This window comes from Arthrobacter sp. 01T425, from assembly GCF_056398725.1.
This window is the reverse complement of sequence record NZ_JBFTPY010000001.1, coordinates 166943-188633: the sequence shown is the minus strand read 5'-3', so window position 1 is coordinate 188633 and position 21691 is coordinate 166943. Positions and strand designations below refer to the sequence as shown.

Sequence of the window (21691 nt, the reverse complement as noted above, 5' to 3'; positions counted from 1 at the left end):
AGGCACGGCCGCCGCTCACCCTCGCCCGATCAGCCCGGCCACGCGATCGAGTTCTTCATCCAGATTGTAGAAATGTACCGCCAGCCGGATTCTGCCCTCCCGGACCGATGCCACCACGTTGGCCTGGCGGAACCGCGCCAGGACCGCCTCAGTGTCTGTCACCGGCACGGAGAAGATCGTGGAGCGGTGCTGCTCGGCGAACGGCCGGAACGAGGAGCCCTGCGCCGCCAGGGCCTCCTGAAGGTGAAGGGCGAGCCGGGCGTTGCGATCGAGCAAGGCCCCGATGCCAAACCTGCGGAAGATGCCGAGCGCCGCCTGCTCGGCCAGGGCGGGAAACCAGGCCAAGGAGGCGTCGAGCTTCGAGGCCGTGGGTGAGAGGTCCATGGCCGGTCCGTAGAAGCTCCCGGCCGGGTTGCGCGCGGCCTTCCAGCCGGGACCGACGGGCTGGATCCGGTCAAGCAGTCCGCTGCGGACATAGAGGTAGCCCATGCCCCTGGAGCCGAGCAGGAACTTGTGGCTCGCGGCGGCCAGGAAATCCACGCCGTCGCGCACCACATCCAGGGGCACCGCGCCCGCGGCCTGGCAGGCGTCGACGAAGAACCAGGCGCCGGAGCGGGCCGCGACCCGGCTGAGCGCGGCCAGGTCCGCCCGGTAGCCGTTGGCCGAATGGACGGCACTCACGGCGATCAGGCGGGTGCCGCCGTCGGCCGCCTGGCCAAATTCCTCGGCCGTCACGCCGTCCCCGCCCGGTGCCACAGCGCGGACCTCGTAACCGCGGTTCCGGAGCAGGAGCCAGGGGTAGTAGTTCGAGGCGAATTCGTTCCCGGCAACCACGACGTTCTCGCCGCGCTTCGCCGGCGGCAGGTTGGCGGCCACTATCCCGGCGGCGGAGCTCACGGCCGGGACGATCGCGATCTCCCCCGCCGTCGCCCCGACGATCTCCGCGAACATGGTGCGGGCCTCCTCCCCTGCCCGCTCGGCATCCATCCAGTCGAACCTGCCGGCGGACCATCGCTTGACGGCCAGCTCGTACGCCTCGCGGGCGGGTGCACAGCCGACGTTCATCGAGGCGGTGTTGAGATAGATGGTTTCCTGTAGCCCCGGGAAGAGTCCGCGAATTTCGGCCGCCTGCATGGCACGGACCGCCTAGCCGTGCCCGCGCGCTAAGTCCAGGCCCTTTGCGTAGGCCGCCTGCCCCACGTGCTGGAGGCAGTCGGCAATCGTGCTGACCAGCCGCACCCCGAGGGTGACGGGCGGGTCCCAGCGGGTATCGACGATGCGGTCGAAGTCGTCGTCGCCGAGGTGCTCCAGGAAATTCACGGTCTGCCGGTGGACGGCTTCGTAGTATTCGAGCAACAGTTCCGGCGGTGCCTGCACCGCGTCCACCTGGCCGCTCGTATGGCCGTAGCCGGTGTCCCGCTTGGAGAGCGGCAGGCCGAAGCGGGCGGCAAACCCCTCCGAGGTCCACACCTGGTCCAGGCCCGCGGCGGAGGCGACTTGCGCGTCCTCGACCCTGCTGAGGTGCCAGATGAGCCAGGCCATTGAATTCCCGTTGACTCCGGGCCGTCGGAGCAGGGTGGCATCATCAACCCCGGCCAGGGCCGCGGCCACCGTCTCACGGATCCGGCCGAAGGCATCCAGCAGCAGTTCATTGGATTTCATCGAGTCCCCTCCCTGTGCATGATCGAAGTACTTGCATGATCGGTGATCCCCATGCTTGCATGGAGGCCGCACCGGCGGATAGGGCCGGGCGTCGCCGTGTCAACGGCGCACGCGGAGACGATGACGGGGGCAACACGGCCACGCGCAGTTCCGCAGTCCGCGAGGTCTTGGCAGCGGCGACCCCCGCGCCTACCCTTACGGATTATGAGCAACTTGTTGCCTGTAGCGCAGCCGGTTCGGGCGACGTCCAGTCGCTGGGAACGCCGGGACAAGTTCCATCTCGCCGGCATCACCGGCTTCGTCCTCCTGCTCAACGTGGTCGGCTGGAGTGTGCTGACCCTGGCCGTGGCTCCGCAGAACTTCGCGCTGGGCCGCTCCGGCGTGTACGGGGTGGGGCTGGGCGTTACCGCCTTTCTGCTGGGGGTGCGGCACGCGTTCGACGCCGACCACATCGCCGTCATCGACAACACCACCCGCAAGCTGGTCGGCGAGGGAAAGGCCGCGCTGGGGGTGGGCTTCTGGTTCTCGCTGGGCCATTCCACCGTGGTGTTCGGCGCGGCGCTGCTCCTGGCCCTCGGCGCGAGGGCCATGGCCGGCACCGTGCAGGACGGGGACTCGGCGCTGGTGCAGACGCTGGGACTGGTGGGAAGCGTCGTGGCTGGAACGTTCCTGATCCTGGTCGGTCTGATGAACCTCGTCTCGGTGGTCGGCATCGCCCGGGTGTTCCGCGGGATGCGGACCGGGGAACTGGACGAGGCTGAGCTTGAGCACCAGCTCAACAACCGGGGCTTCCTGGCAAGGCTCCTCGGCGGAACCATCCGGCGGATCACCACGCCATGGCACATCTATCCCGTCGGCCTGCTGATGGGCCTGGGATTCGACACCGCCTCCCAGGTAGCCCTGCTCGTGCTCGCCGCCGGTTCCGCGGCCTTCTCCCTGCCCTGGTACGCCATCCTGGTCCTGCCGGTGCTGTTCGCCGCCGGAATGAGCATTTTCGACACCGCCGACGGCGTGTTCATGTCCCGGGCTTATGGGTGGGCGTTCCTGAAGCCGGTCCGCAAGGTCTTCTACAACCTCACAGTCACGGTGCTCTCGGTGATTGTGGCGCTGGTGGTCGGTGTCACCGTGCTGCTTGGGCTCGTGGCGGACAAACTGGGACTCGAATCGGGGCCGGCGGCCGCCATCGGTTCGCTGGACCTCGAAAACGTCGGGTACATCGTCGTCGGACTCTTCGTCATCATCTGGCTGATCGCGCTCGCCGTCTGGAAATTGGGCCGGATCGAGCAGCGCTGGAGCCACGCCGGCACCAGCTGAGCCGATGCGGGCGGAACGTAGGTCAGCAGCTGGGCGAGTCGAACTCGTAGGCCCCCGAATCGGCAGCGGCCGTCCCGTTGCAGTCCCCGTCCTGGGGCACCGGACTTCCGGCGAGGTCGACGGCGGACAGGCTCGTTCCGGCGCGGTCGATGGCCGGGCTGGTGCCGGTCAGGCGGAGATCGGCCGGTGCGTTCACGAAGCGCGCAGACGCAGTGGTGGACGTGCTGTTCGGTACGAAGTTGACCGGGCCATTGAGGACGTTCTGGTTCTCGGTCCAACCCGAGCCGTTGATCCACAAGGAGTTCCTGACGCCCGCCAGGATGTTGCCGCGGATCACGGTCGATGCAGGGCAGCCCGCATGGCAGACAACGGCCTGGGACTGCGGCCCGTTCAGATACACGGTGTTGAATTCGAAGACTGTGCCGTTCGTCGGCCCGAAGGACGTCCCTGCACCGCGGGCGATCAAGCCCTTGGCCTGGGCACAGTTGGCACCACAGGTCGACCGGACCAGGTTGTAGCGGTAGGTGTTGCCGTCGGCCGTCCCGGAGGACCTTCCGATCTCGGAGAAGTTGTTGTTGTCCAAGGACACATTGTGATGGATGTAGTTCCGGCTGCCGTTGTAGATTTCGAAAGAACCGCCGTCGCGGGTGTAATCGTAGGAAAACGCAGTAGAGCCGCTGACCGTGTTGCCGGAAAGTTCGTTGTCGTTGCCGTTGATCAGCACGCCGGAAGCGCCCGAGTCGTCATTGCAGTTCACGGCCCGGGGTGTCCCGCAGTTCGTGCCCTGCGTCAGGACGTTCATGACGTTGTTGCTGGTCAGGACGTTGCCGGTGTATTTCCCGAAGTCAGACCCGGTCCCCGCCTTGATGCCGACAGCGTTGTTGGAGGCACTGGAATTCCGGACCGTATTGCGGTCGCCGGTGACGCTGATGCCCGCGTAGCCGCAGGAGACGCCCCGAAGTCCGTCAACGGTGGTGAAGTTGCCGTTGATCCTGATGCAGTTTCCAGACTTGCCGCCGGTAATCGTCGGGGCATTGCCGGTCCCGTAGCCGATCAAGGTGATGGGTGCGGCCTCGGTTCCGCTCTGGGTGGTCACAATGCCTCCGGCCCAGGTGTCGCCCCTGCGGAAACTGACCGTGTCGCCGGGCTTGAGGACGATCGAGTTGACCTTCGACAGTGACTTCCACGGCGCAGCGCTGGAGGTTCCCGGATTGGTGTCACTCCCCGAGGCACTGACGAAGTACGTAGTGCCCGCGGCCTGGGCCGGCGCCGGGAGGCCCACCGCCAACCAGCCGGCCGTCAGGATCAGGGTGGTTACGGCTGCGCGAACGGAGTTGATTCTCATGGCGATCCTCGCGGTTTGATGGTCAGAGGAGGAGAGCTCCGCGACCTTGAGTATGTCCGCTCCGGCTGCGGCCATGAGTCGAGACGCGGGCTTAGGTCATCCGCCGACCCTAGTGGGCGGGGGTTGTAAAAAGCTTGGGCATGATCAACCAGAGCTTTATCTCGAACAGCGCTGTATGATTTATTTGGTCAACAAAAGTGCCTGACCGGACCGGTCCCAGCGCGGAGACGTCGCACCGCCTACCTCAGTTCCTTCGTCCTGGAGTCTTGCCATGATGCCGCGCCCTACCCTCCCAGTCCTGGACAATCCGCCCCGCAAGCGTCGGTGGAGGCGGGGCCATCGCATGGCGAGGGTGGTGGCGCTGAGCATTGCCGGCTTGCTCGCCGCCTCGACGTCGGCCAATCTCATCCTGGAACAGATCGAAAAGTCCCACACGGTCGCATACGGCGAAATGGTTCACCTCAATGAGGGAACCATCAATGTCACCCGCACCGGCGAGACCGGGCCGACGGTCGTGCTGCTCAGTGGACTCGGGACCCCTGCCCCGGGGCTCGATTTTGCCCCCCTGGTCCGGGAAATGCGCGGCTTCCGAACAGTGGTTGTTGAGGGATTCGGCTACGGCTTAAGCGACATGACTGCCCGGCCAAGGACCGTTGAAAACATCGCCGAAGAACTTCATAAAGTGCTGTCACAGCTCGGCATCAGGGCGCCATACACTCTCATGGGCCACTCGATCGCCGGCTTTTCCACGCTGTACTACGCGAACAAGTATCCAGCGGAGGTGTCCGCCGTTATCGGCATCGACCCCACCGTTCCGGCCAGCAGGATGTCCGTAGGCGAAACCACCGACCCCGCCGAGGCTCCTGCAGCGGACTACTGGTGGGCGCACGCACCGTCGACCACAGGCCTGGTCCGCTGGGCCACGGCGCTGGGTTTTGGAGAACCCGGCGGCGGCAGCTTCACGGCAGCAGAACGCCAACAAATGCGTCAGATAACGAGCTGGAACTTCGGCAACCCGGCAGTCACTGATGAAACTCTCCGGATGGGCGAGAATGCCGCCAAGCTCCAGGATCTCCGCTACCCCGACGCACTTCCGGTGCTCTACTTCCTTTCACAGGACACGATGAACCAGCAGCCTGACTGGTACGGCGCGCACGAACGGCAGCTGGCCAACGTACGGCGCCACGAGCTGGTGGTCCTTGGGGGCGAGCACTACCTGCACTGGACGCAGTCCAAGGCCATGGCAACGAAGATCACCGAGTTCCTGCGCCACGGCGGCACCCGGTAGATCTAGTGGAGAGACTTATCGGTCGGCAGGTCCGGCAGGTCCGGCGGGACCAGGAGGGCCCGGATCGTCGACGGAAGGATCTTTGCCGCCGCGACCTCATCCAGTCGTTCCGCCCGGATTTCGGCCGCCGCGCTGTGGAGGATGGCGTAGAAGCAGGCGGCCTGCCACGTGAGTGAATGATCGGTACGGAAGATCCCCTCACTCCTGCCCTTTTCCAGCACCGACATCACCCTGGCCAGCGGCTTGTCGTGGTGAGCCCTGATTTGGTCGGCTGAGAGGTATGGTTCGGCCGCCGCCAAAAGCGCGTTGAATTGATGGAGGACCCGCCAGGATGACTGGACGATCTCCTGCAGGGAGTTCCAGGTGTCTTGCTCGATGTCTACAGCGGCGAGTTCGGCCTCGGCGCGGTCCATGGCCCTCTCGAACACCGCGCCAACCAGGTCCTTCCGATCTGCGAAGTGGCCGTAGAGGGTCACCCTGCCCACCCCCGCAACCCGAGCAATTTCAGCCATGCTTGCACCGGGATTGTCACTGAGGCGTGTCAACGCGGCGTCAATGATGGCATCTTTGTTCCGGACGGCGTCCGCCCGCTTGGTGCGTTCTTTCTGCACTCCCGGCACCGGCCCTCCCAGCCCATTCAACTACTCAAACAATGATGTTCAGGTTACCAGCGGGGACAGGTCAGCCGCCCGGACCATCCGGTTCGGGTGAGGTGCCGGCCGGCGGAGCGGTCCTATGGTCAGGGCATGGGACTATTGCGGCACCGGCATGACGAACCCATGGGCGAGCGGTTTCAGATGCGCGAGAAACTGCTGTCGATCGGGGACGACTTCTGGATCGAAGACAGCCACGGCCAACGCGCCTACAAGGTCAACGGCAAGGCGGTCCGAATCCGGGACACGTTCGTTTTGGAGGACGCCTCGGGAAACGAGGTGGCCCGCATCCAGGAGCGCAAGCTCTCGATCCGGGACAAGGTCGAAATCGAGCGCGGGGGCGACACCGCCGCGACGGTCCACAAGGCCTTGGTAGGGCTCCGCGACCGCTTCTCGATCGACGTGAAGGACGGCCCTGACATGAAGGCGCACGGCAACATCGTCGATCACGAGTACGAGATCGAGCGCGACGGTCATACGGTCGCCACGATCTCCAAGAAGTGGTTCCGCGTGCGCGAGTCCTACGGCGTCGAAGTCGCGGGCGGCGAGGACGTCCCGCTCCTCCTGGCGATCACCGTCGCCATCGACTCATTGACCTAGCCTGTCCAGGCAGCATGTCGCCCAGGAAAAGCACCGGATCCCTAGTAGCCACGACCCTGTGGAGGCTATTCGGGTTCCTGACGGCGAGCGCGGTGTGCGGCGTCCTGGCCGCCAGCCTTCTGGTGCCCACCGTGGCCGCGACCGGCGTCGCCGTCAGCGACTCGATCAAATTGTTCAACAGCCTCCCCTCGGAACTGACTGTTGATCCGCCGTCGGAATCGACCAGGGTGCTCACCGCCGACGGGAAACCGATCGCCACCTTCTATGCTGAAAACCGCGTGAAGGTCCGGCTCGACCAAATGTCCCCGTACATCAAGGACGCGATCGTCGCGATCGAGGACCGGCGATTCTACGAACATGCCGGCATTGACCCCCAGGGGATTCTCCGGGCGCTGGTGTCCAACCTGACCAACGGCGGAAGGCAGGGTGCCTCCACCCTGACCCAGCAGTACGTCACCAACGTGCTCAATGAATCCCTCGTGTCGGCGGACAAGGGCGACCAGATTGTCCTCAACGGGCAAAAGAGCATGGCCGACAAGATCCGCGAGATGAGGCTCGCCGTCGAACTGGAGAAGAAATACACCAAGGACCAGATCCTGGAGGGGTACCTGAACATCGTGTTTTTCGCCCGGGACGCCTACGGCATCGAAGCTGCGTCCCGCTACTTCTTCAACACCACTGCCAAGGACCTCACCCTGCCACAGGCTGCCCTGCTGGCCGGCCTCGTGAACAGCCCCAGCTTCTATAATCCTGACGTCCATCCGGAAAACGCCGTCCAGCGGCGCAACCAGGTTCTCGCCAAGATGCTCAGCTATGGCGCCATCACCCAAGCGCAGCACGAAGCGGCCGTGGCCGCCCCGGTGGATCTCAAGATCACCCCCGGGAGGCAGGGATGCGCCGGCGCGGAAATGGCACCGTACTTCTGCGACTACGTCTCCCACCTCATTCTCAACAATCCGGCCTACGGCGCGGATATTGCCGAACGCGAGCGGAAGCTGTTCCGCGGCGGCCTGACCATCACCACCACCCTGGACAGCCGGCTCCAAGTGGCCGCGCAGGCGCAGGTCGATGCCACGGCCGGGGCCAACCCGGACAAGTGGGGCGCCGCGATGGTCTCCATCGCACCCGGCACCGGCAAGATCCTGGCGATGGCGCAAAACACCGTGTTTCTCCCGGCACCTGGCAAATTCGACACGCAACTGAACTTCAACGTCGATTCCAAGGACGCCAACGGCAACGACCTCAACGGCGCCGGCGGGTTCCAGCCCGGCTCCACCATGAAACCGTTCACGTTTGCCGAATGGCTCAACGAGGGCAAATCCCTTTCCGCCATGGTGGACGCGTCCCGGCGCTCCTATCCGCTCGGGTTCCGCTGGAGATCAAGCTGCGGCAGGGTGCTCGGGGCCTACAGCACCAGCCAGAAGAGCCTCGGCGCGGCGGACGACCTCCAGAACAACGACGCCGGGTACTACCGCCGCATGCGCGTGGACTACGGGCTGTATAACTCCATCAACACCGCCACCTTCGCCGAGGCCGCGCAACTCGACTTCTGCGGCATCCAGAAGATGGTCGATGCCGCCGGGCTCCACAGCGGCGTGGACAACGCCCAAATCAACATGCACCAGCTGGGCAATCTGCTGGGCGCCATTGGCGTGGCGCCTCTCCATCTGGCCAACGCGTTTGCCACCTTTGCCAACGACGGAACCTACTGCACGCCGATTGCCATTTCGGCAGTGAACGACGCGGCGGGACAGAAACTGCCGGCCGAGACCAGCTCCTGTCACAAGGCGATCAAGCCCGAGGTCGCCCGCGGAGTGAACGCCGTGCTGCAGGACGTGCTGAAACGCGGGTCCGGCGTTTACATCAAGCCCAAGGTCCAGGAGCGGTTCCCGGTCGCGGCCAAGACAGGCACGTCCAATACCAATGGCGCCACCTGGGTGGTGGGCTACACAAGCGGCCTCGCTACGGCTTCCTTCTTCGGCGACGCCCTGGAGGGCCAGAAGAGGCCCGGGCAGAACATCACCATCAACGGCAAGTTCTACAAGGCCATTGACGGCTACATGCTCGCCGGCCCGCAGTGGGCGAACTACATGCGACAGGTCGCCCGTTACTACCCCACCGCCCCCTTCCCGGCGCCGCCGGAGTCCATGACCCGGACGCCCTCCGCGAGCCGCACGCCCCCGACGACCCGCACGCCGTGCTTCCCCGGTGTTAGTGGTGCGTTGTGTCGCTGACACTGGCCCGAAATGCTCCGGATCCAAAACCGCACTCTATGCCAACGGGGCCCCGAGCCTCTATCCTCTTGCCATGGGAGACGGGGCCAATTTCCGGCGAGGGGAATCGCGCCACCGCGCGCGGGTGGCTCATGAATCCCGATAGCGCCCAGCCCCACGACAACTACGACGCGTTCCTGTCGAGGCTGGACGCCGCCACCAGCAGCCTGAGCACCCGGGCCGCGTCGCTGGACAAAGCACTGGCAGCCGTTTCCCTCCTCTTGGGACCATCTGAGTCCGCCGTCCGGAAATGGGAACGACGGCGCCATTACGTCGGTGAGCAGCTCGCCGTTCACTCCGGGTCCCCGCAGTCGTACACCGCGCTGTGCGAGCTCCACGTCGTGGCAGGAAAGATGGAATCAATGCTCCGCGGCCGTGTCCAGCGTGTCACCGAGAAGCTGGCGGTCATGCAAGGGCGTCGTGAGGCCATCGACAAGTCACTGCTGGAGCTTGAGCTGAGCAGAATTAAGCTGACGTCGTCCCGGATGCTGTCACAGGACCGCGAAAAGTTGAGCAGCATCTTTTCCGAAATCGCCGGCTCCACCGCGGCCAAAGGAGCCATTCCCGACATGGGGTTGCTGGGCGATCTCAAGGAGGCACGCGAGGCAATCATCCTGGCCGAAGCGCTCATGGAAGTGAAGGGGTACTAATCATGGAAATTTCACGGCGCGATCAGCCCAGGAAGGACATCGTCGCCCTCGTTCGCTGGTCAAAGAAACCGGGCGAAAACCCCGTCTTCAAGTTCATCATGTCGAGTATTTTGGGGCTGATCCTGTGCCTGTTCCTGATGATCTTTCTGCCCTTCCTGAGAAGTTTCGGTGCCCTGGTTTTGTTCACCCTCTTCTTCGCCGCGCTCCTGACAGTGCGCACGGTCATGGCCCAGCAGCGCTTCATGCGGGGGCTGACCAAGAGGATCAATGACACCCTCGCAGAGGTCACGAGCAGCCCGGGTGACCAATTGTCGGTCAGGCAATTCCGGCACATGACCAAGACCGGCGAGCAGCTTCCGCTCCTTGTCAGCGGCGTACCCGGGCTGAACCTGCATGTGGCCCGGGCGTCAACGCTGGAGAAACATGCCCCCGAGAAATGGGTTGCGGTGTTCACGGTTGTGCCTCCGGAGAACGGAACCGCCAGCTTCGACCGCCTGGTGGCGGCAGCAGTCAACGCCGGCCCCGGTACCACCAGCGCGAAAGCGTCCTAGCGGCGGGAGCCTGCCGCCGTCGTTGCTCCAAATCATCCAGCGCCGCTGGTGGCTCTTCGGCTATGGCGGGCAAGCGGGACGTTCTGCCCTAGCGTCTGGGCCCCAAAGACCCAACAGTGAGGACATGACGACCACGTCGGGTCGCAGGCTGTCTCTGCTCAGCAACTTGTGGGTTGCTGTTTTCTTCCCTCCCAGGAGTGCAGAGAATTCAGAGATCTGGTTCCGGGGACCGAAAATGACGCCAAGACAACATGTTGACCGGGTGAGCGCCGAGGACATGATGTCCCTGGACGCGGACATCGGCTCAGCGCCAATGCAAGTCGGGGCCATCCTCATGCTCAGCACGGACGGCAGCGACGATTCGGCACCCCTCCTGGAAGCACTGGCCCGTCGGCTCGGCGCTGTCCCCCGGCTGCGCCAGCGGCTGGTCTCTGTCCCCTTCGGCTGCGGGCGGCCCATTTGGGCGGATGATTCCGGCTTTGATCCGGCACACCATCTGGGCGTGATCGCCTGTCCGGCGCCCGGCGGTGAGGAAGCCGTGCTCAACATCGCAGCCGAAATGCTCGCTGCGCCGCTGTCCCGCGACCGTCCTCTCTGGTCAGCCAAGCTCATCACCGGCGTGAGCCAGGACCGGTCAGCGCTTGTTTTCGTTTTCCATCATGTCCTCACAGATGGAATTGGGGGCCTCGCCGTCCTGGAGGCCCTGGCAGCCGCGGAAGCCGGGTGGGACGGTCGCCGGGAGCCAGAGATTCCATACTCGGCGCTCTACCTGGCCCTTGATGCTGCAAGGAGCCGATTCAACGCACTGGCCCGGCTCCCGGCCGCACTGCGGACCGCAGCCGCCGGAGCCTCCGAACTGCGGCAGACGGGCAAACCCCGGGCTGCCCGCACCTCACTCAACCGCCCGACAGGTCCGCAACGGACGCTTGCCGTCCTCCGCTGCGACATGGAGGCCGTCAGAGACGCCGCGCACATGCAGGGAGCGACCGTCAATGATCTCATCCTCACCGCCGTCGCGACCGCCCTGCACCGCCTGCTCCTGGCACGGGGCGAATATGTCGAAGAGTTCGTCATCTCTGTGCTGTTTTCGGCACGCCGCCACACGACAATCACCTATCTGGGGAACCGGAGCGGCATCATCCCGGTGACCGTTCCCGCGGTCGGTCCGGCCAAGGGACGGGTGGCAACTGTTGCCGCAACGATGAGGAGTGTCAAGCAGCGGCCTCCCGGGGCCTCCACTGCAATCATCGGCCCCATATCCCGGGCCGCAGCGCACCTTGGCGCCTACCGCTTCGTCATAGACCACCAACACCTTGTCCATACATTCGTCACGAACCTGCGGGGGCCCGAACGCGCCCTGGCGATCGCGGGCAGGCCGGTAACCGGGATCATTCCACTCGGAGCGATCAGCGGTAACGTAACGGTTGCCTTTGCAGTCTTCTCCTACGCCGGCACGCTGACCATCACCACAATCGCCGATCCCGGGACTTGCCCGGACCTGACAGGACTGCGTGACGAACTTTCCAGCGCACTTGAAGCTCTGATGGTGACCGGGCCTTCATAAGCTTCGACCCGAGAATATCCGGTCATGAAGAGCCGACGGTTCGGCGCATTCTCCGCGGGTGGGATCCTAAGAGACTGACCGGGCTCTGGCTAACGGCGTATTTCCAGGCGTTTACGGACCTTTGTCCAAAAACCCGGGCTGGCGCCATCGTGTGTCATCCGCCCGGTCCAGGGGCTCTTGGACGTGTCCCTCCGGTAGACATGCGCAACAGGAGCATTCCTGCTCACGAATGTCCGGCGGGCCGTCCAAGCTCAAGGTCATGCCCCGACCCTAATCGATGGACTGGGTGTCCTGCCCGCAACCGGGCCATAACTTCAGGCATTCGGGCCGCGCCCTCTTTGCCAGCTCGACTTCCTCACCAGCTGGAGTGCCACCGGAAAACGTCCGGCGGAACCGGCTGCGGCCACCGCAGCGACCATGCCTCCGGAACGCGAGTCGCAGGACGGACCGTGACGGTGCATGTCGCAAGCGCACACCGCATGACCGTGGACATCCGGACGTGGCTGTTCCAGAATCGGGAATGTGCCCACGACCGAGCAGTACGGGCTTGTCTTCGACGGTGACCCGCCGCCGATGCGTTCCCTGCGCACGGCGTGGCTGCTGTCATTGTTCCTGGGCTTCAGCGGCGCGGACAGGTTCTACCTCCACAAGCCGTTTACCGGCACCCTGAAGCTGTTGACGCTGGGCGGCGCCGGCATCTGGTGGCTCATTGACCTATTCCGGATCACCAATGAGTACGCTGCCGACGGGGCATCCATGCCGTTGGCCGGGACCAACTCCCTGCGACGCGGCCTGCGCCTGGCCTCGACTGTCCTGGTCGTCACCCTCGCCGGTGCGGTGGTCTGCGTCAGCGCCGCCCCCGTCACCAGGACTGTCAGCGCCACAGTTGCCTCGATGAACGCACTGCTGCATCCGGCCGCGCCGCCCCCGGTGAAAGAATGGGTCACCGTCGCGGAGGCCTCCGGCACAAAACCCCCGGGCCCACTCGTAACCCTCACCGGCAGGCTTCACATCGAGTACACCTTCACCGGGGCCGCCATTGCCTATCTCCAACCCGTGAAAGGACCGGCCCTCACCGTGCTGTCCCTGGCCAAGGCCGGCGCCGGGGCGATCGGCATCAGCCTGGCTCCGGGGACATACGCGCTGATAGTCAGCACCACCGGAGCCGTCTGGCACCTTACGGCCCAGGAATACCGGCCCTTCGGGTAGCACCGACTGAGCCTGAGCACGTCCGGGGGTTTCCGGGCCATGGCCTCGGTGTTTGCAGCGCCGTCGGCTCTGAACCTGTTCCCTATTGAAGAGACGCGGTCAGGCGCGCCAGATTGTCGAATACTTTTTGGGCTACGGGCCGCCGGATCCAGTCCTCGAGCTGCAGCTCGCGGCTTTCCACGCGGTACCCGTCTTCGATCCCGCGAATTGCGTCCACAAAATCGCGCCCGTGCACAAGTACGGATACCTCCATGTTGAGGCTGAAGGAACGCACATCCATGTTGCTGGACCCAATCACCGCAACTTCCTCATCGATAGTGAAGTGCTTGGAGTGCAGCACCTTCGGCGCCCGGTAAAGGTAAATCCTGACGCCGGCGCGAAGCAGTGCTTCGTAGTACGAACGCTGCGCGTGATAGACCATGCTCTGGTCGCCGACCTCGGAAACAAAGAGCTCGACGCTTAGCCCCCGCGCAGCTGCCGTGACAATAGCCATGAGGATGGATTCGTCAGGGACAAAGTATGGACTGGTGATGCTGACGCGACGCTCAGCTTTGTGGATAAGCGTCGCGTAGAGCTTCAAATTGTTGTCGTTGTCGAAGCTGGGGCCACTGGGCAGGACTTGTGCGTCGATGAGTGCAGAATGATGACTGACGCCTATGGCGCTGGAATCCAGTGGTAGGATCACACCCGTTTCGCTGTACCAATCTGTCGCGAAGACCGCATCCAGCTCCCGGACCACTGGTCCTTCAACGCGCATCATCAGTTCGTGCCACTGAAGCCCGCGCTTCAGGTTGCTCTTCGTGTCGTAGCTCGCGTCGATGAGGTTCTGGGACCCCGTGAATCCCACGCGGCCATCGACGACGCAGATCTTCCGGTGATTGCGCAGGTCCGGCCTCTGCCATTCGCCACGCCACGGCCGCACCGGCAGCATGGGGCGATATTCCGCCCCTATCTCCTGGAGGAACTCCAGGGTTTCTTTCCGGCCGGGGAACTTCAGGCCAGCCAGATGATCGGACAGAACCCGCACGTCAACGCCGCGCCGTCGTGCCCGGGCCAGCGACTGAAAATACGGCTCTGTCGTTGCGTCCAGCACGAGGATGTAAAACTCCACGTGCACATAACTTGTGGCCGAATCAATATCAGCGATCATGGCATCGAAAGCTCCGTTGTACTCGCCCAACAGGGTCGCACTGTTGCCCGATACCATAGGGAGGGCCCCAAGGTTGCTGTTCAACACCACCGCCGAATGCAGCCATTCCGGCCAATCAAGGCCGCGGCTAATGAACGGGCTGCCTTCAGTCCGTGACAGGACCAGAGCGTTAACTTCGCGCTGTTTGTCCCTGCGCGCCTTGGGCAGTTTCGAGTAACCAACGAAGAAATATGCGACGGCACCAAGGATCGGTATGAAAATTATGGCGAGCACCCAGGCAATGGCAGAGGATGGACGGCGATTCATCGACACCAGGACAGCTGCGACGGTCACGAGTAATATGTGGGCCGCCAGCAGGAGCAAGGCAAACGTTTCCGCGTCCTGGAAGAATCCGCGCACGGCTGCCTAAACGTACTTCAAGGCGCGAACGCCGTCAGACCAGCACCCGGCTCTTGGTTCCGTCAAAAAATCCCAATAGTTTTCCCGGAAACTCATTTGCTTTTCCTGCTCTCAAAGATGCGTTCTCGTTTCCGGGACGGCCTGTCCCATAGCCCTCCCTTTGGAGGATATGACCATTGTTTGCATTAGGCCCGGCATGGGCCTCACCCGCTGCGGGTGAAATTCCGGAAATGCGTAGCGCGAGTTCCGAGTCGGGTTCGACCAGCTGGGCCCGCAGGCGACTGAAATCCCGGACCCGGTCCGCGGAATAGTCCGCCCGCCTGGCTGTAAGGATCTGCAACCCGTTCCGAGCCGCGGCAGGGCCCGTGGCTGCGCCCGAGGAGGCGTCGCCGTTCGCAGTGGCCGCCAAGTAGACGGGCACGGAAAGGAAAGGCAGGCACCCCACGGGTGCCTGCCTTTACCATCGCCCATGCCGCGCTCAGTGGCTCTTGCGTGCGTCCTGCAGGTGCCGGTCGAGCTTTTCTTCGGCTTCGCGGCGCCGCTGACCGATGATGCGCAGCTGCTGCGTGATCGGATTTCCGTAGCCATCAACGTCGCGGTGATGCGTGCCCTTCAGGCGCTCGGGGCCGGAGGGCAAGGTCACCCGCGGTTCAGTATTTTCGCCCATACCGGGATGATCCCACACTGCCCGCCGGCTGAAAAGGACGGCTATTGTCTCGAAGAACCGGCCGGCACGCCGGGTTCATTCCGGCTTCGTGTCCCGATGCAGGTCCGTGTCGAGGGCATGGGCGCTGGCCAACCTGGTCAGCAGGATGCCCAGCTGCGCAGACTGTTCGCTGGTCAGGGGGGCCAGGAGTTCGGCCTCGTGCCGTTCGGCGATTCCGCGCAGTGCTCCGAGAACCTTCGTACCCTCGGCCGTCAGCCGGAGCTCGTAGTTCCGCCGGTCGGCGCTGCTGCGCACGCGGGCCACCAGCCCTCGCGTTTCCAGCGAGTCGATGAGGGGAACAACGCGGCTCGGCACCGCGCCCAGGCGGTCGGCCAGGGACCGCTGGCTCAGTCCGGGGCTGCGGCCGAGCAGGCGGAGGACACCCGCGTCGCTTGGGGTCAGACCGAGTTCGCGCGTGCGCTCGGCGAAGCGTGCCGATGCCAGCGCCCCGAGCTGGGACAGCAGGAAAGCGGTTCGCTTCGGCCGCGGCGGATCCGGTGAGTCCATGCCCCAATATTACGCCATTGACAGAATCATTCAACAGGTGAATCATTTTAGTTGTGACGTAATTATCGGAAAGAAGCGATCATGACTGACCTGTCCTCCCACCACACTTCTCCGTCGACGCGACCCGGCGGCCCCAACCCGGGCATCCTGGCGGCCGTGAGCCTGGGACTCACGATCGCAGCCCTGCTCAGCAGCGCGATGCTCACCAACGGGCAGGCCTACGTCTCGCCCTTCTCCCCCGCCGGCCAGGTCGCGGCATATTTTCACGGGAACACCGACGCCGTGCGGCTCGCCAGCCTGTTCCAATTCGGCTCAGCGGTCCCGCTCGGCATCTTTGCGGCCACCGTTTACGCCCGGCAGCTCCGGCTTGGCGTGCGCGTCCCCGGGCCTGCAATCGGCTTCTTTGGCGGCATTGCCGCCTCGGTTTTCCTCATGCTCTCGGCCGCCGTGGGGTGGGTCCTGAGCCGCCCGGAAATCACCACGGATGTGCCGCTGACCCATGCATTGTCGTTTCTCGCATTCATCACGGGCGGCGTCGCCTATGTCGTCGGTTTGGGACTCCTCATCGCCGGAATCGCCGTCCCCGCCCTCATCCTGCGCTTCGTGCCGCGCTGGCTGGCCTGGGCCGGCCTGGTCATCGCCGCCCTGTCCGAACTAAGTTTCCTCTCCATGGTGATCGAGCCGCTCCAGTTCCTGCTGCCCGTCGGGCGGTTCGGCGGCCTCCTCTGGCTTGTTGCCGTCGGATTCCTGTTGCCGCGGAGCCGGGCTGCCGCGAACCGACGCGAACCGTGAGCCTGTCGAGCTGGCCGCCCGGTCTAGGCTCCCTCCCCGGAAAAGCCTCCGAGCACGCCCGCATCCGCGCGGCCATAGCGCACGCGCTCGATGGGACGGTGATGCCGCAGGGGTTGGCGGGCGGCTGAACGGCGCCCGGTCGACCGTCCGGCGCCTGATGACGGGGGCTGTGCGGGCGTTTCCGCCGCCCCTTCGTCCTTGACGAGTGTCAGGTTGGTTCGGCGGTCCCGGGCAGTTTCTTCCCGGAGGGCGATCAGGTGTTCCGCCACCGCTGCTTCCGGCCGGCCCGGGTTGGCCTGCAGCAAACGGCACAGCTGCTCCCGTGCACGGGCCTGCCCCGGCGAAGAATCAGACAGCACTTCGGCGATGATCTCGGTGGCCTGCAGGCGTATCCCCCGCGCCCAGCTGTCCTCCGGCCCATTGACCGACGCGTCCGTGGGCGTGTGTCCGTGTGAGGGTTCCGCACGGGACGACAAGTCAATGGACATTGGCGATTCCTTTGTTCCCGTTCCGGCAGAGCCCGGAACCGGCCACGATCCCGAGAGCCCTGCATACATTCCTGGAGCCAGCGGGGCGGAAGACCGTGAAGACACTTTACAACGGGAAAGACCGGTCTGTCTCGGATCGGGAGTGGATTTGATTGCGGTGCCAGGCCCTGTGGCAATTCCTAATCGCGGCTCTGAATGACTTCCTTCAGCCATGCGATTGCGTCGGTCCTGGATGTAAAGAACTCGTGCGGGTACTTGGTCTCCCGGCTCGTGGCGGAAGCGATCACCCTGTCGACTGTGCTGGATCCGAGGACCGCGATGGCCACCACGCCCCTGCTCTGTGCGAATTGGTATCTGGCCGCCGCACTGAACACCACGTCGGTCATCTCGGAGAGCATTGGCATCGGCGTCCCGCCACTGATCCGGTCCACGGCAAGCATGGCGTCCCTGGCATCTTCGGCGTCCACAAAGGAACCCGGGCGCCAGACGCTCTCGAGTATCCCAGCATCGACGCTGAGCGAGTTCTTCCCGTCGGCGGCGTCGATTGGTCCCTGCATCATGCCGTTGATCCTAGGCCCGAACTGCGGCGGCGCCCGGCACCGCGCCCATGGTGTGGCCTGCGAACGCCGCACGGCGTGGATTCTGGCCTCGCCTGCGGAACAACCGCGGGGTGCCGTACGTTGCACTTAGCCTAGTTAAGACTCGAGAAAGCGAACAAGCCACGTGGCAACCGATTACGACGAAGTCCGCTCGGACGTTAAGGAAACCCAGGAAAACTCCCTGGAAGCACTTCAGTCCGCCAACGCGCCGGACGCCCGCAGCGTCGTCCAGGAACTGGACGAGGCCGACGGGCTGGACGGGGCCGGAGTCCCCGGCGGCGAGTTCATCGCCGAAGAGCTGATTGTCCAGGTCATCCCGCAGGCCGACGACGAGTTCACCTGCAGCTCCTGTTTCCTGGTCCGGCACCGTTCCCAGATCGCCCGGCGGTCCGGCACCGATATCTACTGCACGGACTGCGAGGGCTAGAAGCGGGGAAGGCCCAAAGCCAGGTCCGTGTTCTTACTCGAATCGGGTGGCCGGGATAGCGGTGCTGGAACGGACCAGGCCGAAGGCAGCTGCCACTGCGGCCAGTGCGAGCAGGATGCTGAAGGACAGGGCGGCGTAATATCCGGGGCCGGGCCAGGTGATGTTCCGGCCCCCGCCAAATGAGATAACCATCAGCCAGGCCACGAAGAATCCGAGCCCGGCTGACAGCAGAAGCACTGCCACAAGGGGAACCGCCGCCTCTCTTGCGATGACCCCGCGAACAACTTCAACGGGCATGCCCATCAGCCGCATCAGGCCCAGCACGCGTTTTCGGTCCAAAATTGCGGCAGCCGTGGACACGGCCAGCGAAATGCCGGCGATGACGACGGCGACGAAGGCGCCGAGGTAGGCAAGGGCCGCCAGCCCCTGGATGAGCCGGGCGCTGCTCGTCGTTGCGGTGTCCGCTCGGGAGGTGGCAGGCGTGGCACTGACCCCCGACGTATTCAAGGCCGTGCGCGCCCGGTCAATTGCCGCAGGCGTCCCGTCGGTACCGGCTACCATGACCACCGGAGCCAGGCCGGCGAGGCTCTGGACGGGCGCGGCCGTGAGCGGGACCGGCGCGGTGGTCCAGGAATTCAAGAACGACGCATCGAAGGCCGCAACGTGCTCTGCCCGGCTCTCCGGGAACCCGAGTGACGGTGCATCCCCGGCCGCGATGTAGATGTCATCGATGCCCGTCGGGCCGGGGGCAGCAGGGGCGTAGCCGATGGTGACGTCGCGGATTCCGGCACGTTCCCCAGCCCTCTGGGCAGCGGCCGACACCTGGCCGGCAGCGTGTCCGGGCGCCACGAGCGCGTAGACGCTGGTGGGCAGGAGCAATCCCGGACGGGCCTCAGGCGGTTCAGCGGTTTCAATTGCGCTGGCGCCTCCGGCGAAGACGGAGACCATGAAGACGGCAATGACCAGCCCGGACACGGAGCGGAAGGTGGCAACGGGCGTTCTGCTGATGCGGCTGGCGGCGATGACCGAGGCTGCGCTGCGCGCCTGGTGCAGGCCGATGGTGCTGGCCATCCGGGTCAGCCACGGGCCGATGGTGACGATGCCGGCGGCGGTCAGCGCGAAGCCGCCGAGCAGCAGCGGAGAAGTCCACGGGTTGCCGTCCGTGTCGATCCTGGCCAACACGGCGCCTGTGGCCATGCCCGCCAGGCCGGCCAGCAGCGGCACGGCCCGCCACAGCGTGGGCGCTTTCTCATGCACGGCCCGTGTAACTCCCAGCGGGCCAATGCCCGTCCTGGCGGTGCGGCCGGCGGCGACCAGCGCGCAGGCGGCCACCACGAGCACTACGGTGGTCGCCGCGAATCCCGCGCCGAACGTGAAATCCGCCACGAACACTCTAGTGCCGTTGACGGGGATCTGGGCTGCGACCGGCCCGAACACAGCCGCCATGACGACGCCGAGCAGGGCACCGGCCACGCTGGGGATGGCGGTCTCCACGGCCGCCATTCCTGAAATCAGCCGCGGCGACGCGCCGATGAGGCGAAGGGTGGCAAAGCGTTCCCGGCGCTGGGCCGCGCCCAGGCCTGTCGCGATGCTGACCAGCAGGAGCACCGGGAACAGCACCGCGATTCCGCCGACCAGCAGCGCCGTGCGGTACAGGCTGGCGCTCTCGCCGTAGGGATTGGTGGTGAAGTCCGTGACGAACATTGCCGCCGGACCCTGCCGGAGCCGGGCCTCCGTAACGCCGGTGATGACCACCAAGGCATCGGGGCCCGGGAGGGCGGCGTCGTCGATGACGCCCGCAAACTGACCGTACCGGTCCCCCAGCTCCTCAGCCGGAGTCGATTCGATCAGTCGCTGCAGGGCGGGCGAGGCGTAGTACTCTCCCGGTGCCGGCGGGGCCTCGATGCCCGGAATTTTCACGGTGGTTGTGGGGAGCGCGGCGATGTCGCGATGACTGATGAGCTGGTCGCGGAAGATGTCGCCCGGGAATCCCAGCAGAATCTTGTCCGGTGTCAACGGGATCGGTTCCGGACGGCCGCTGGCGGTGAGCCCGTCGGCTGCCAGCGGAAGTGTGACCGAGGGTTGGCCCAGCTCGCGGAGCCAGGCGCCCCGCGCGTCGCGCTGGGCCAGACCGTTCGCCGCACTCCACAGCAGGAGCACCAGGCACACGCCGATTGCCACGCCGCCGCCCACACCGGCCATCCGGCCCCAGGAGGACCTGCTGCCAAGCAGCGCTATTTTCAGGAGTGCCGGGTTCATGCCGGCACCCGGTGGCCGGCAGCGACGCTTCCGTCGCGCATGATCACTTCCCGGTCGGCATATGCGGCGGTCCGGGCGTCGTGGGTGATCATCACTACGGTGGTGCCGGCTTCCCGGACAAGGTCCAGCATCAGCGTCAGGACGTTCTCGGCCGCCAGGGAATCCAGGGACCCGGTGGGTTCATCGGCGAACAAGACTGCGGGAGAGGTCACCAGGGCACGGGCGATGGCCACCCGCTGGGCCTGGCCTCCCGAGAGCTCCCCCGGCAGCTTGGCAGTGCATCCGTCCAGCCCGAGCCGTTCGAGCACTTCCTGCGAGCGCCGGCGTGCTTCGGCCCGTTTGGTACCGCCCAGAAGCAGGGGAAGGCTGACATTGTCCAGCGCCGTGAGTTCGGGCAGCAGCTGGCCAAACTGGAAAACGAAGCCGAAGTCGGTCAAACGCAGCCGGGACCTTTCAGCCTCACCCAGTCCGCTGATGCTGACGGGCTCCTGGCCGCGGGGCGCATAGGCCACGGCGCCGCCGTCCGGGGCAAGGATGCCGGCCAGGCAGTGCAGCAGGGTGGACTTACCCGACCCCGACGGGCCCATGACCGCGAGTACCTCACCGGCGTGAACGTCGATGTCGATACCGCGCAGCGCCTCGGTCTGTCCGAACGCGTGGCGGACACCGCGGGCGCTGAGGATGGGTGCAGTGGTGTCGATCGTGCTCATGCGCTCTGGAGCTCCTTTTGGAGTTGGGACAGCCGGGCACTGGTCAGCTCGATCCAGCGCAGGTCAGCCTCGATGTGGAAGAGGCCGTAGTCGCACATCAGCACCTGCAGCAGGTCGGCGTCGCGCTTGAGGCGGGTCAGTTCGCGCATCCGGGCCATGTGCTCGGCGCGCTGCGCATCCAACAACCGGTCGGCGTCGTCGTCGAGCAGCAAGGCGACCACGGTCTTGGCGAACAGCTCGCTCTGCAGGGTTTCGGAGGGCACATCGGGGGTAAAGAGCCACTGCCGCACCCTGTCACGGCCGGCAACCGTGGCCTCGTACTTCTTGCGGTCCGGACCGCCGCCGCTCTCCTCCCCCAAAGCGATGATCAGCTCGTCACGGAACATCCGGGCCAGCGTGGAATACACCTGCCCGAAAGCCAACGGTTTCTGGGTGCCGAAATAGCGGTCATAGGAATGCTTCAGATCGTACCCATAGCTGGGCTCCCGGCTCAGCAGCCCGAGGAGGGCAAGAGAGTTGTTCACACCCCCATCTATACACTCAGT

The 21691-nt window shown here is 65.1% G+C and carries 22 protein-coding genes; 10 read left to right on the top strand and 12 right to left on the bottom strand.

Annotated features, from left to right (window positions below; genetic code table 11):
• Positions 1–15: 15 nt before the first annotated feature.
• Together AC1DNG_RS00925 and AC1DNG_RS00920 are read right to left on the bottom strand one after the other, a co-directional pair.
• Positions 16–1134, bottom strand: coding sequence for an aminotransferase class V-fold PLP-dependent enzyme (locus tag AC1DNG_RS00925; protein WP_476886415.1), 1119 nt, complete (start codon positions 1132–1134; stop codon positions 16–18).
• A gap of 12 nt (positions 1135–1146) precedes the next feature.
• Entirely contained in the window at positions 1147–1662 is a 516-nt protein-coding gene (locus AC1DNG_RS00920) for a mycothiol transferase (RefSeq protein ID WP_476886414.1), read from the bottom strand.
• Positions 1663–1866: 204 nt separating this feature from the next.
• Here AC1DNG_RS00920 and nicT point away from each other — a divergent pair, with 204 nt between their 5' ends.
• Complete coding sequence (gene nicT, locus AC1DNG_RS00915; protein WP_476886413.1) at positions 1867–2976, top strand: Nickel transporter NicT; 1110 nt, start codon at positions 1867–1869, stop codon at positions 2974–2976.
• Positions 2977–2998: 22 nt separating this feature from the next.
• Here nicT and AC1DNG_RS00910 read toward each other — a convergent pair whose 3' ends face one another.
• Positions 2999–4321, bottom strand: a complete 1323-nt coding sequence (locus AC1DNG_RS00910; protein WP_476886412.1) for a right-handed parallel beta-helix repeat-containing protein — start codon at positions 4319–4321, stop codon at positions 2999–3001.
• Positions 4322–4664: 343 nt separating this feature from the next.
• Here AC1DNG_RS00910 and AC1DNG_RS00905 point away from each other — a divergent pair, with 343 nt between their 5' ends.
• Positions 4665–5609 carry an alpha/beta fold hydrolase gene (locus tag AC1DNG_RS00905; RefSeq protein WP_476886411.1) on the top strand — a complete coding sequence of 315 codons (945 nt, stop codon included), beginning with the start codon at positions 4665–4667 and terminating at the stop codon, positions 5607–5609.
• A 2-nt stretch (positions 5610–5611) separates the two neighbouring features.
• Here AC1DNG_RS00905 and AC1DNG_RS00900 read toward each other — a convergent pair whose 3' ends face one another.
• The gene (locus tag AC1DNG_RS00900; RefSeq protein WP_476886410.1) at positions 5612–6121 is read right to left on the bottom strand and encodes a TetR/AcrR family transcriptional regulator; all 510 of its coding nucleotides are present in this window, start codon (positions 6119–6121) and stop codon (positions 5612–5614) included.
• A 234-nt stretch (positions 6122–6355) separates the two neighbouring features.
• Between AC1DNG_RS00900 and AC1DNG_RS00895 the strand changes: the two genes are divergently transcribed.
• The 6 genes from AC1DNG_RS00895 (at position 6356) to AC1DNG_RS00870 (ending at position 13109) form a co-directional block, all read left to right on the top strand.
• Positions 6356–6862 carry an LURP-one-related/scramblase family protein gene (locus AC1DNG_RS00895; protein ID WP_476871662.1) on the top strand — a complete coding sequence of 169 codons (507 nt, stop codon included), beginning with the start codon at positions 6356–6358 and terminating at the stop codon, positions 6860–6862.
• A 14-nt stretch (positions 6863–6876) separates the two neighbouring features.
• Complete coding sequence (locus AC1DNG_RS00890; protein WP_476858359.1) at positions 6877–9096, top strand: transglycosylase domain-containing protein; 2220 nt, start codon at positions 6877–6879, stop codon at positions 9094–9096.
• Positions 9097–9227: 131 nt separating this feature from the next.
• A complete protein-coding gene (locus tag AC1DNG_RS00885) occupies positions 9228–9785 on the top strand; it encodes a hypothetical protein (protein ID WP_223916843.1) in 558 nt (185 codons plus the stop codon).
• Positions 9786–9787: 2 nt separating this feature from the next.
• Complete coding sequence (locus AC1DNG_RS00880; RefSeq protein WP_223916845.1) at positions 9788–10336, top strand: hypothetical protein; 549 nt, start codon at positions 9788–9790, stop codon at positions 10334–10336.
• Between the two features lie 262 nt (positions 10337–10598).
• The gene (locus AC1DNG_RS00875) at positions 10599–11900 is read left to right on the top strand and encodes a wax ester/triacylglycerol synthase domain-containing protein (RefSeq protein WP_476886409.1); all 1302 of its coding nucleotides are present in this window, start codon (positions 10599–10601) and stop codon (positions 11898–11900) included.
• Positions 11901–12422: 522 nt separating this feature from the next.
• Positions 12423–13109 carry a TM2 domain-containing protein gene (locus AC1DNG_RS00870; RefSeq protein ID WP_476886408.1) on the top strand — a complete coding sequence of 229 codons (687 nt, stop codon included), beginning with the start codon at positions 12423–12425 and terminating at the stop codon, positions 13107–13109.
• 82 nt (positions 13110–13191) lie between these two features.
• Here AC1DNG_RS00870 and cls read toward each other — a convergent pair whose 3' ends face one another.
• The 3 genes from cls to AC1DNG_RS00855 form a co-directional block, all read right to left on the bottom strand.
• Positions 13192–14658, bottom strand: a complete 1467-nt coding sequence (gene cls / locus AC1DNG_RS00865; protein WP_476850071.1) for a cardiolipin synthase — start codon at positions 14656–14658, stop codon at positions 13192–13194.
• Positions 14659–15136: 478 nt separating this feature from the next.
• The gene (locus AC1DNG_RS00860) at positions 15137–15325 is read right to left on the bottom strand and encodes a hypothetical protein (RefSeq protein ID WP_230011149.1); all 189 of its coding nucleotides are present in this window, start codon (positions 15323–15325) and stop codon (positions 15137–15139) included.
• Positions 15326–15400: 75 nt separating this feature from the next.
• Complete coding sequence (locus AC1DNG_RS00855) at positions 15401–15871, bottom strand: MarR family winged helix-turn-helix transcriptional regulator (protein WP_476871666.1); 471 nt, start codon at positions 15869–15871, stop codon at positions 15401–15403.
• Between the two features lie 81 nt (positions 15872–15952).
• On the opposite strand from AC1DNG_RS00855, the gene AC1DNG_RS00850 reads away from it, so the two are divergent.
• Positions 15953–16663: a hypothetical protein gene (locus AC1DNG_RS00850; RefSeq protein ID WP_476871667.1), complete on the top strand. Its 711-nt coding sequence runs from the start codon at positions 15953–15955 to the stop codon at positions 16661–16663.
• A gap of 23 nt (positions 16664–16686) precedes the next feature.
• Here the strand turns inward: AC1DNG_RS00850 and AC1DNG_RS00845 are convergent, their stop codons facing one another.
• Together AC1DNG_RS00845 and AC1DNG_RS00840 are read right to left on the bottom strand one after the other, a co-directional pair.
• Positions 16687–17151, bottom strand: a complete 465-nt coding sequence (locus AC1DNG_RS00845; protein ID WP_476886407.1) for a hypothetical protein — start codon at positions 17149–17151, stop codon at positions 16687–16689.
• A gap of 179 nt (positions 17152–17330) precedes the next feature.
• Complete coding sequence (locus AC1DNG_RS00840; RefSeq protein WP_476850075.1) at positions 17331–17711, bottom strand: DUF7793 family protein; 381 nt, start codon at positions 17709–17711, stop codon at positions 17331–17333.
• Between the two features lie 163 nt (positions 17712–17874).
• Between AC1DNG_RS00840 and AC1DNG_RS00835 the strand changes: the two genes are divergently transcribed.
• Positions 17875–18177 (top strand): DUF4193 domain-containing protein, encoded by a 303-nt coding sequence (locus AC1DNG_RS00835; protein ID WP_476850076.1) that lies wholly within the window; start codon positions 17875–17877, stop codon positions 18175–18177.
• A 33-nt stretch (positions 18178–18210) separates the two neighbouring features.
• On the opposite strand, the gene AC1DNG_RS00830 is transcribed toward AC1DNG_RS00835, so the two are convergent.
• The 3 genes from AC1DNG_RS00830 to AC1DNG_RS00820 are packed head-to-tail and all read right to left on the bottom strand — an operon-like array spanning position 18211 to position 21670.
• Positions 18211–20436, bottom strand: a complete 2226-nt coding sequence (locus tag AC1DNG_RS00830; RefSeq protein ID WP_476886406.1) for an FtsX-like permease family protein — start codon at positions 20434–20436, stop codon at positions 18211–18213.
• Positions 20433–21146 carry an ABC transporter ATP-binding protein gene (locus AC1DNG_RS00825; RefSeq protein ID WP_476871670.1) on the bottom strand — a complete coding sequence of 238 codons (714 nt, stop codon included), beginning with the start codon at positions 21144–21146 and terminating at the stop codon, positions 20433–20435. Before AC1DNG_RS00825 ends, AC1DNG_RS00830 begins: the two co-directional genes overlap by 4 nt.
• Positions 21143–21670: a PadR family transcriptional regulator gene (locus AC1DNG_RS00820; RefSeq protein WP_476886405.1), complete on the bottom strand. Its 528-nt coding sequence runs from the start codon at positions 21668–21670 to the stop codon at positions 21143–21145. Before AC1DNG_RS00820 ends, AC1DNG_RS00825 begins: the two co-directional genes overlap by 4 nt.
• Positions 21671–21691 lie beyond the last annotated feature (21 nt).

Excerpts from the sequence above, each read along its gene's own strand:
- AC1DNG_RS00925 (WP_476886415.1), bottom strand. The coding sequence starts at position 1,134 with ATGCAGGCGGCCGAAATTCGCGGACTCTTCCCGGGGCTACAGGAAACC.
- AC1DNG_RS00920 (WP_476886414.1), bottom strand. The coding sequence starts at position 1,662 with ATGAAATCCAATGAACTGCTGCTGGATGCCTTCGGCCGGATCCGTGAG.
- nicT (WP_476886413.1), top strand. The coding sequence starts at position 1,867 with ATGAGCAACTTGTTGCCTGTAGCGCAGCCGGTTCGGGCGACGTCCAGT.
- AC1DNG_RS00910 (WP_476886412.1), bottom strand. The coding sequence starts at position 4,321 with ATGAGAATCAACTCCGTTCGCGCAGCCGTAACCACCCTGATCCTGACG.
- AC1DNG_RS00905 (WP_476886411.1), top strand. The coding sequence starts at position 4,665 with ATGGCGAGGGTGGTGGCGCTGAGCATTGCCGGCTTGCTCGCCGCCTCG.
- AC1DNG_RS00900 (WP_476886410.1), bottom strand. The coding sequence starts at position 6,121 with ATGGCTGAAATTGCTCGGGTTGCGGGGGTGGGCAGGGTGACCCTCTAC.
- AC1DNG_RS00895 (WP_476871662.1), top strand. The coding sequence starts at position 6,356 with ATGGGACTATTGCGGCACCGGCATGACGAACCCATGGGCGAGCGGTTT.
- AC1DNG_RS00890 (WP_476858359.1), top strand. The coding sequence starts at position 6,877 with ATGTCGCCCAGGAAAAGCACCGGATCCCTAGTAGCCACGACCCTGTGG.
- AC1DNG_RS00885 (WP_223916843.1), top strand. The coding sequence starts at position 9,228 with ATGAATCCCGATAGCGCCCAGCCCCACGACAACTACGACGCGTTCCTG.
- AC1DNG_RS00880 (WP_223916845.1), top strand. The coding sequence starts at position 9,788 with ATGGAAATTTCACGGCGCGATCAGCCCAGGAAGGACATCGTCGCCCTC.
- AC1DNG_RS00860 (WP_230011149.1), bottom strand. The coding sequence starts at position 15,325 with ATGGGCGAAAATACTGAACCGCGGGTGACCTTGCCCTCCGGCCCCGAG.
- AC1DNG_RS00855 (WP_476871666.1), bottom strand. The coding sequence starts at position 15,871 with ATGGACTCACCGGATCCGCCGCGGCCGAAGCGAACCGCTTTCCTGCTG.
- AC1DNG_RS00850 (WP_476871667.1), top strand. The coding sequence starts at position 15,953 with ATGACTGACCTGTCCTCCCACCACACTTCTCCGTCGACGCGACCCGGC.
- AC1DNG_RS00845 (WP_476886407.1), bottom strand. The coding sequence starts at position 17,151 with ATGTCCATTGACTTGTCGTCCCGTGCGGAACCCTCACACGGACACACG.
- AC1DNG_RS00840 (WP_476850075.1), bottom strand. The coding sequence starts at position 17,711 with ATGATGCAGGGACCAATCGACGCCGCCGACGGGAAGAACTCGCTCAGC.
- AC1DNG_RS00830 (WP_476886406.1), bottom strand. The coding sequence starts at position 20,436 with ATGAACCCGGCACTCCTGAAAATAGCGCTGCTTGGCAGCAGGTCCTCC.
- AC1DNG_RS00825 (WP_476871670.1), bottom strand. The coding sequence starts at position 21,146 with ATGAGCACGATCGACACCACTGCACCCATCCTCAGCGCCCGCGGTGTC.